Origin of the sequence: Brevibacillus brevis NBRC 100599 (assembly GCF_000010165.1) — a bacterium.
In the GTDB taxonomy this organism is placed as follows: Bacteria; Bacillota; Bacilli; order Brevibacillales; family Brevibacillaceae; genus Brevibacillus; species Brevibacillus brevis_D.
Genome location: NC_012491.1, coordinates 345621 through 352500, shown reverse-complemented (window position 1 = coordinate 352500; position 6880 = coordinate 345621). Strand labels below are relative to the sequence as shown.

Genomic DNA, 6880 nt, shown 5'->3' with positions numbered 1-6880 from the left:
GAGCATTTGTTCAAATTTTGCAGTCGGAAACTCTTCTATAGGAGAAACAAATTGCAATCCGGCATTATTCACTAGGATATCGAGTCTGCCAAAAATTTGGACTGTCTGCTGGATGCACGCCTGCATTTGTACCTCGTCAGTAACATTACAACCAAAGCTGATTGCTTCGTGACCTTCCTTCTGCAATTGGGCTGCTGCTGCTTCCGCTGCTTCCCCATTCAAGTCCAGTATGACGACCCTCGCCCCTTCCTCGGCAAACGTCCGGGCAATCTCCAATCCAATACCGCTTGCAGCCCCTGTTACAACTGCTACCTGTTGCTCCAACAACTTCTCCATCCCCTACTATCTCCTCTCCTGATCCTCATTTTCTCTGTCTATAAACTCGCTGATCTTTGATGAAAATTAGAAAATAGACACGGCAAATGCCAGAATGAACACGACAGCTGTTTTCAAAACCGTTATCGCGAAAATGTCTTTGTACGATTGACGATGCGTCAAACCAGTAATCGCGAGCAATGTAATGACCGCTCCGTTGTGTGGCAATGTGTCCATACCACCGGAAGACATCGAGGCAATACGGTGCAGCAACTCAGGGCTGATTCCCGCAGCATTTGCCATCTCCAGGTATTGCTTGCTCATAACCTCCAGCGCGATCGACATACCGCCCGACGCTGAACCTGTCACACCTGCCAGTACGTTTACAGCCAGTGCCTCAGAAACCAACGGATGATCACTTGCTCCCATAATCCAGCCTTGGATAAATTTGAAGCCCGGCAATGTTTTCACAACGTTTCCGAACCCAACTTCGGAAGCAGTGTTGAAGATCGCTAAGAGAGAACCCATCGCGGCAGCAGTCAAACCACTCGCCAGCTTGTTTTTGACTTGCTTCACATTGATTAAAATTGCGGCAATAATTCCAAGACAGAGCGAAATAATCAGTGACCAAGAAGATACGACGTTTTTCACTTTCTCAATCTTAAATGATTCTTTGAGGATCGCCGGATCGTACCACGTCTCTACTGTCCAAATCCCTCTGCTGAACATATAGTTACCCACGAGCACCAATGCCAACGGGAGAATCGCAACCCAGATGTTCATGTAGGATTCATTTTTGATCAGCTCTGGCTCGTTCGTATGTCCCTCACCGTAGCCTTCCCCAGCAGCGACAGCTTGCTTGCGTCTGCGCTCCAGCCATAGCATCCCGCCAATGAAAACCATAATGGCGCCAATCGTTCCAACAACAGGTGCAGCATAAGCATCCGTACCAAAATAAGTCGTAGGAATGATGTTTTGAATTTGTGGTGTACCTGGCAAGGCGTCCATCGTATACGTAAAGGCCCCGAGCGCGATCGTTCCTGGAATGAGACGCTTCGGAATATTGGCTTCACGGAATATCGCAGCGGCAAACGGATACACCGCAAATGCCACAACGAACAAGGAAACCCCGCCATACGTCAAAATCGAACAAGCCAGAACGACAGCCAAGATCGCACGATTGGAGCCAAGCGCCCTCACAATTGTGTGAGCGATGGATGAGGCGGCACCGCTCAACTCCATGACTTTCCCGAAAATGGCACCCAGTAAGAAAATAGGGAAGAATGATTTCACATAGTTTGCTGCATTCGTCATGAAGGTTTCGGTGTAGCTCGGCAACAGAGAGATCCCGGAAAGGACAACGGCCAGCAGCGTAAAAATAGGGGCAAATACGATAACAGGATAGCCCCGATACGCAAAAAACATCAGCAGGCCGAGCGAAACCAAGATGGATAACACTTCGATGATCATAGAATTCTCCTTTCAATTTCTCCTCCGCTTTACAGAGGAGATTGTGTGGACTCACTTGAGGAAAACGCTTTCAAATCTAATTCAATTGCACGGACCATGCCAACCCCAGCCGATTCCAGAAAAATCGTTCAACCATACCCCTTCATCGTGCCTGGAGTGTTAGGGAGCAGATGATAGCGCTTGCAAATTTTCCGGATTTCCGGAATTTATTGTCCGGTTTTATGGAATCTAGCAAAAATCCGCCCATTTTTTAGGGAATCTGCTCATGGAAGGCTATTGGGTTTTTACCGGAGACCCTCTTGCTCTATTCCAGAAAACCGGAATCTACCAAAACGCTATTGCTTCAGATGAAAAAAGCCGCGAACTTGGCTCAACGCCACATCCCCGACTTATACACGCCTCGTGCTACTGGTACTTCTCCCACTTTTCGTAAAAGCTGGACTTGCTGATTTGCAACAGCTTGGCGGCGTTAAGCTTGTTTCCCCCTGCTTGCTGCATCGCTTGACGAAGCGCTTCCTGCTCAGCCTCTTCCAAGATTTGTTTCAATGGTCGAACGGCATGAGTTGAAACCGACAAGGATGAGGGTGTCCCTTCGTCAGATACAGGCAGCCAAATATGCTCCTTTTTCAAGATATCGTCTTCCATTAGATGCAGGGCTCGTTCCAGTACGTTTTTCAACTCCCGTACATTGCCTGGCCAGGAGTAGCCACGAAGTACGTGCCATACCTCTTCATCAATGGCCCTGACCGCAACGCCAGTGGACTCGCCAAGCTGTTTGAGTAGATTCGAAACCAGCTCCGGCAAATCCTCCAGACGCTCGCGCAACGGAGGAATCGAGAGTGACACGACATTCAACCGATAATAGAGGTCTGCCCGAAACTTCCCTTCCTTGATGCTTTGAAGCATATCCGAATTCGTGGAAGCGATCACCCGCACATCGATTGGCGTCGTCCGTACAGCACCTACCCGCTCGACCTCTTTTTCCTGCAACACACGCAATAGCTTGGCTTGCAGCGGCAACGGCATGTCCCCGATCTCATCCAACAAAATGGTTCCGTGGTTGGCCAGCTCGAACTTTCCTTTTTTTCCGCGGCGAACAGCCCCGGTAAACGCACCTTCTTCATAGCCAAAGAGCTCTGATTCGAGCAAAGAATCCGGAATAGCGGCACAATTCACCCGAATGAAAGGGCCCATTTTGCGCTTGCTCTCGGCATGAATGGCGTGGGCAAACAACTCCTTGCCCGTCCCGCTTTCGCCCGTGATGAGCACAGTCGAATCGCTTTTCGCAACTTTCTGAGAAAACTTTTTAAGCTCCTGCAGCTTCTGGCTGTACCCAACGATTTGGTCAAAGTGATAGGTAGCCCCCATCCGCCGCCGCAGCTCTTTCTTATAATAGGTCAATTCATCCTTCAGCTGAGCAACCATCGCAGCCAAGGCAGTGAGCTCTTGCACATCTTGGAACAGCACCGTTCCCAGAACCGCAATCACTTTTCCTTCGTCCATGATCGGGATGCGATGCGCAATCATGTTCTGTCCTTTTATTTGCTGAATGTCAGCGATCTCGGCAACGCCAGCCTGACCGACAATATGCATCCGCGTGTTTTCGATGACATCCGTCACTGGTTGTCCAATCACGTCCTGTACATTAAGAAATTCCCGATAGCTCCGATTCAATAAGAGTATTTTTCCGTCCTTGTCCGTTACGATCATCGGTTCATGGGCATTTTCAAAAACGACCTCAAGCAATTTGCTCATCTGCTGGAGATTCCAATCCAAAACCGGCTCCCCCTTTGTCTGAATGCGGTTGTGTAAAAATTATACAGGAACGATCAGGGGAGGTGTTGTAATTGCTTGACCAATCGCTTGGGAGCCGCGCACATATAGCCTTCCCGTATGTAATCTTCAATTTCATCATAGCTCGTCACGTTTTTGTCCAGAATCGAAACCCAGCCGTGATGACCGATGTACGGTGTCTTGTAAAAATGCTCCTGTGCAAGCAAAATCTCTTGGGTCGTCTTCAGCACCTTCACAGAAAAGGAGGGGCCTTCAGTGCCCCCCTCTCCCAAAATGACAAACGGCTTGTCGTTTACCCGAAACGATGTATGTCCAAAAGCGTCTACCTGCTCCGTTACCTCTGGCAACCGCATCGCCAGCTCGCGAACAGCAGCTACCATCTTTAAACTTTCTATAGAAGAAATCTGTTCGTGCACCATCTGGTCCAAGCCTCCCTTTGCATCCAAACGCTCATGTACCAGTCTGTTCTGTACTTTGCACCACGTTTCCTTCTCTCATACGATAAAGCGGCAAAATAAAGCTGAGACCAATGATCATCAGGAATGCAGCGATCCCGTATATGACTGCGAGCGGAAGATACAGCTTCAATACTCCCGTAATACTCATCATGACGACCATGGAGCCTGTAAACAACGGGGTCAGTATGCCATTCACCCGACCGATAAAGGTACTCTCTGTGTTTTTAAGCAGCATAGTGTTGATCCCGATTTGAATGGAGGGCAAGAGCAATCCCGCAATGAACTGGGCAACAAGCGTCAGCCACAGATTCGTGGACATCCCGCAAATCGCTACTGCGACCGCATTTCCCAGAAGTCCCATGACCAATAGCTTTTGCGGTGGAATCGTTTTGGCAGCTGCCATCGTCATGGCCCCTCCGGCAATCATCCCCACACCTTGGGCGGTAATTAACCATTGCAGGCTTTCTTTTGGCAATTGCAGTTGTTCGGTCACGATAAAAATCCCAAGCGGCTGAATCATTCCCAATGAGAAGCCTACAGCCAAAAAGCAAAAGCCAAGCATTGACAGCACGCGACTGGAGAACACATAACGAATCCCGCTGACCATCTCCCCAAGCAGTGCCGTTTCTTGCTGCTCTCCTTTCTCGACACGATCTGGCGGCAACAAATACAGGACACCCGCCGCTGCGAGGAACGCAACTGCCGTGATGACCATAGCAACCTCCATCCCCCATTGCTGGAACACAAACGTACCGACAATCGGTCCAAATACCATGAAGATCGCGAAAATAGTCTGGTACGCCGACATTCCTACCTGAAGCTGTTCACCAGGTACATGCAGCTTGAACAGCTTCATACCGGACGGTTGGGAAAACTGAGAGAGAATGGCTGAAATGAGTGTGGCAAAAAAGATGGCCTTCCACGAGCCGAAAACGAAGGTAAGCAGCACTCCGACAACCGATAGAGCACTGAGCACCTCACACCAGACCATCGTTTTTCTCGGTTGCCAGCGATCGGCAAACGTACCAGCAAGAAAGGAAAACAGAAAGATTGGCGCATACTCTGCCACAGAAATCATGGAGACAGCAAACGGATCGCCTCCTGTATGATCCATCACATAGAGCAGAATCGCCATGTTGCGCACCCATACTCCGATTTGCAACAGAACTGCTGATAACAAAATAGCCCTGACATAACGATTTTTCAAAACATTTGACATAAAAAAGCCTCCTTATCCATTGCGATCTGGACAGGAGGCTACGCATATTATCGTCAAAAAGACATAGAAACCCTTTGGTGAGTCTAAAAAGGATCTACCATCTATTCGCCAATATGCACATACTACCCCTATCCAAAAACGCATCGATTTATCCGATTGGTTTTGTGGAAATAGGAGTTAGCAGATCATCGGCTTAATGGTCACCCTTTCTTGTAGAATGACCCAAGGGTACCACAAAAAGTAATCCTGTGACAAGAAAAATTCACTTGATCTTGTCCTATGCCTTATCTACAAGTGTGATGCGCTCTGCTGCTGGAATGCGTGGCTGTGCGTTAGGGATCGCGGCTGGATAACCGATATGCAGGTTCCCCAGCACCTTTTCACCTGGTCGAATGCCCATCGCTTCACGGAATTCCGGCTCGTGAATCCACGGGTACGTCTCCCATGTCAGACCGATGCCTTTTTCCCACGCCAGCAAGCTAAAGTTATGAATGACAATGCTGGTCGAAGCGAAATCGTCCTGACGCGTAATCAGGTTCGGACTTTCTTCCATAATGACCGTCATCAGCATCGGAATCGCCATAATTTTATTGTAAAACTTATCGCCGACTTCTTTCTTTTTCGACGGATCAATCTCCCGCTTCTCCTTCATGATTCGCACGGCCTCGGCGATTCTTTTCTTGCCTTCCCCGTACGTCACAATAAAGCGCCACGGTTGTGTCATGTGATAATTCGGCGCCCACACGGCTGTATCCATCAGTTCTGTAACCAGCGCAGGGTCTACCTCCCGATCTGTAAAGCGATGAATGGAGCGACGCTCTCTAATCAATTTGGTCAGTTCCATTTCTGTCTCCTCCTTCTCATTCCAGAGCCATTGCAACGCCCCAGGAAATCTGGCGTTTGCATATTTGCTCAAATGATCCGCCCCTTCGTCCATGAACAGGACGAGCTGATCTGCTGTGAAGCCGCTATCAGCCAATATCTGATGGGCTTCTTTTGTCAGCGGGACCATTTGTTTCTGGATGTTTTGTTTTTTAGCACCTTCCTTACTGCCAACATCCATGTAGATGCGCAGCCCGGGATGGTACATTTTCTTTTCCCGCATAAACGAAACCATGCCCTCATACCAATACGATCCCGAGATGCTGCCGATTTTCGTGAAAACATCCGGGTATTGGTGCGCAGCGTACATCGAGATCAAGCCACCCAGCGAAAATCCGATGATCCCTGTTTTTTCCGGCCTAGGGTCTGTCCTGTATTTGCTGTCGATATACGCCTTACATTCATTGGCAACGTAAGAAAGATACGCATCTCCTTGCCCGCCAAAATCAATGTTGCGCTCAAGCGAGATCGCTTTGGAAAACCAGGGTGTATAGTCATCCCTGCGGTTTCCTGGTTGGATGCCGACGAGAATCAGCTCAGGAATTTTCCCCTCTGCAAACTTATCTTCGATTGCATCGAGGGCAGTACTAAACGCAGGATCAAACAAGTCACCGCCATCATGGACATACATGACGGGAAAACGGGACGTACTCTTGTCATAGGATGGCGGCAAATATACGAGCAGTGCTCGGTGATGGCATACGTCTGCAAGCAATTGTCCCTTCACAATTTGCACGTCCCC

6 protein-coding genes (1 of these 6 running past the window's edge) are annotated in these 6880 nt (G+C 48.9%); all 6 read right to left on the bottom strand.

The genetic code is table 11. The annotated features are described in order from the left end of the window. Window positions 1-336, bottom strand: the start of a protein-coding gene (locus BBR47_RS02045) for a 3-hydroxybutyrate dehydrogenase (protein WP_012684101.1). 450 nt of this gene lie to the left of the window's left edge; the window shows 336 of its 786 coding nt (coding positions 1-336); the start codon lies at window positions 334-336; the stop codon falls past the left edge of the window. Window positions 337-402: 66 nt separating this feature from the next. After that, complete coding sequence (locus BBR47_RS02040; RefSeq protein ID WP_012684100.1) at window positions 403-1785, bottom strand: GntP family permease; 1383 nt, start codon at window positions 1783-1785, stop codon at window positions 403-405. A 405-nt stretch (window positions 1786-2190) separates the two neighbouring features. Then, the gene (locus BBR47_RS02035; protein ID WP_041749207.1) at window positions 2191-3561 is read right to left on the bottom strand and encodes a sigma-54 interaction domain-containing protein; all 1371 of its coding nucleotides are present in this window, start codon (window positions 3559-3561) and stop codon (window positions 2191-2193) included. 53 nt (window positions 3562-3614) lie between these two features. After that, window positions 3615-3998 carry an MmcQ/YjbR family DNA-binding protein gene (locus BBR47_RS02030; protein ID WP_012684098.1) on the bottom strand — a complete coding sequence of 128 codons (384 nt, stop codon included), beginning with the start codon at window positions 3996-3998 and terminating at the stop codon, window positions 3615-3617. A gap of 31 nt (window positions 3999-4029) precedes the next feature. After that, on the bottom strand, window positions 4030-5256 hold the full coding sequence (locus tag BBR47_RS02025; RefSeq protein ID WP_012684097.1) for an MFS transporter: 1227 nt from the start codon (window positions 5254-5256) through the stop codon (window positions 4030-4032). Between the two features lie 277 nt (window positions 5257-5533). Continuing rightward, on the bottom strand, window positions 5534-6874 hold the full coding sequence (locus tag BBR47_RS30005) for an alpha/beta hydrolase-fold protein (protein WP_041749206.1): 1341 nt from the start codon (window positions 6872-6874) through the stop codon (window positions 5534-5536). Window positions 6875-6880: the final 6 nt, after the last annotated feature.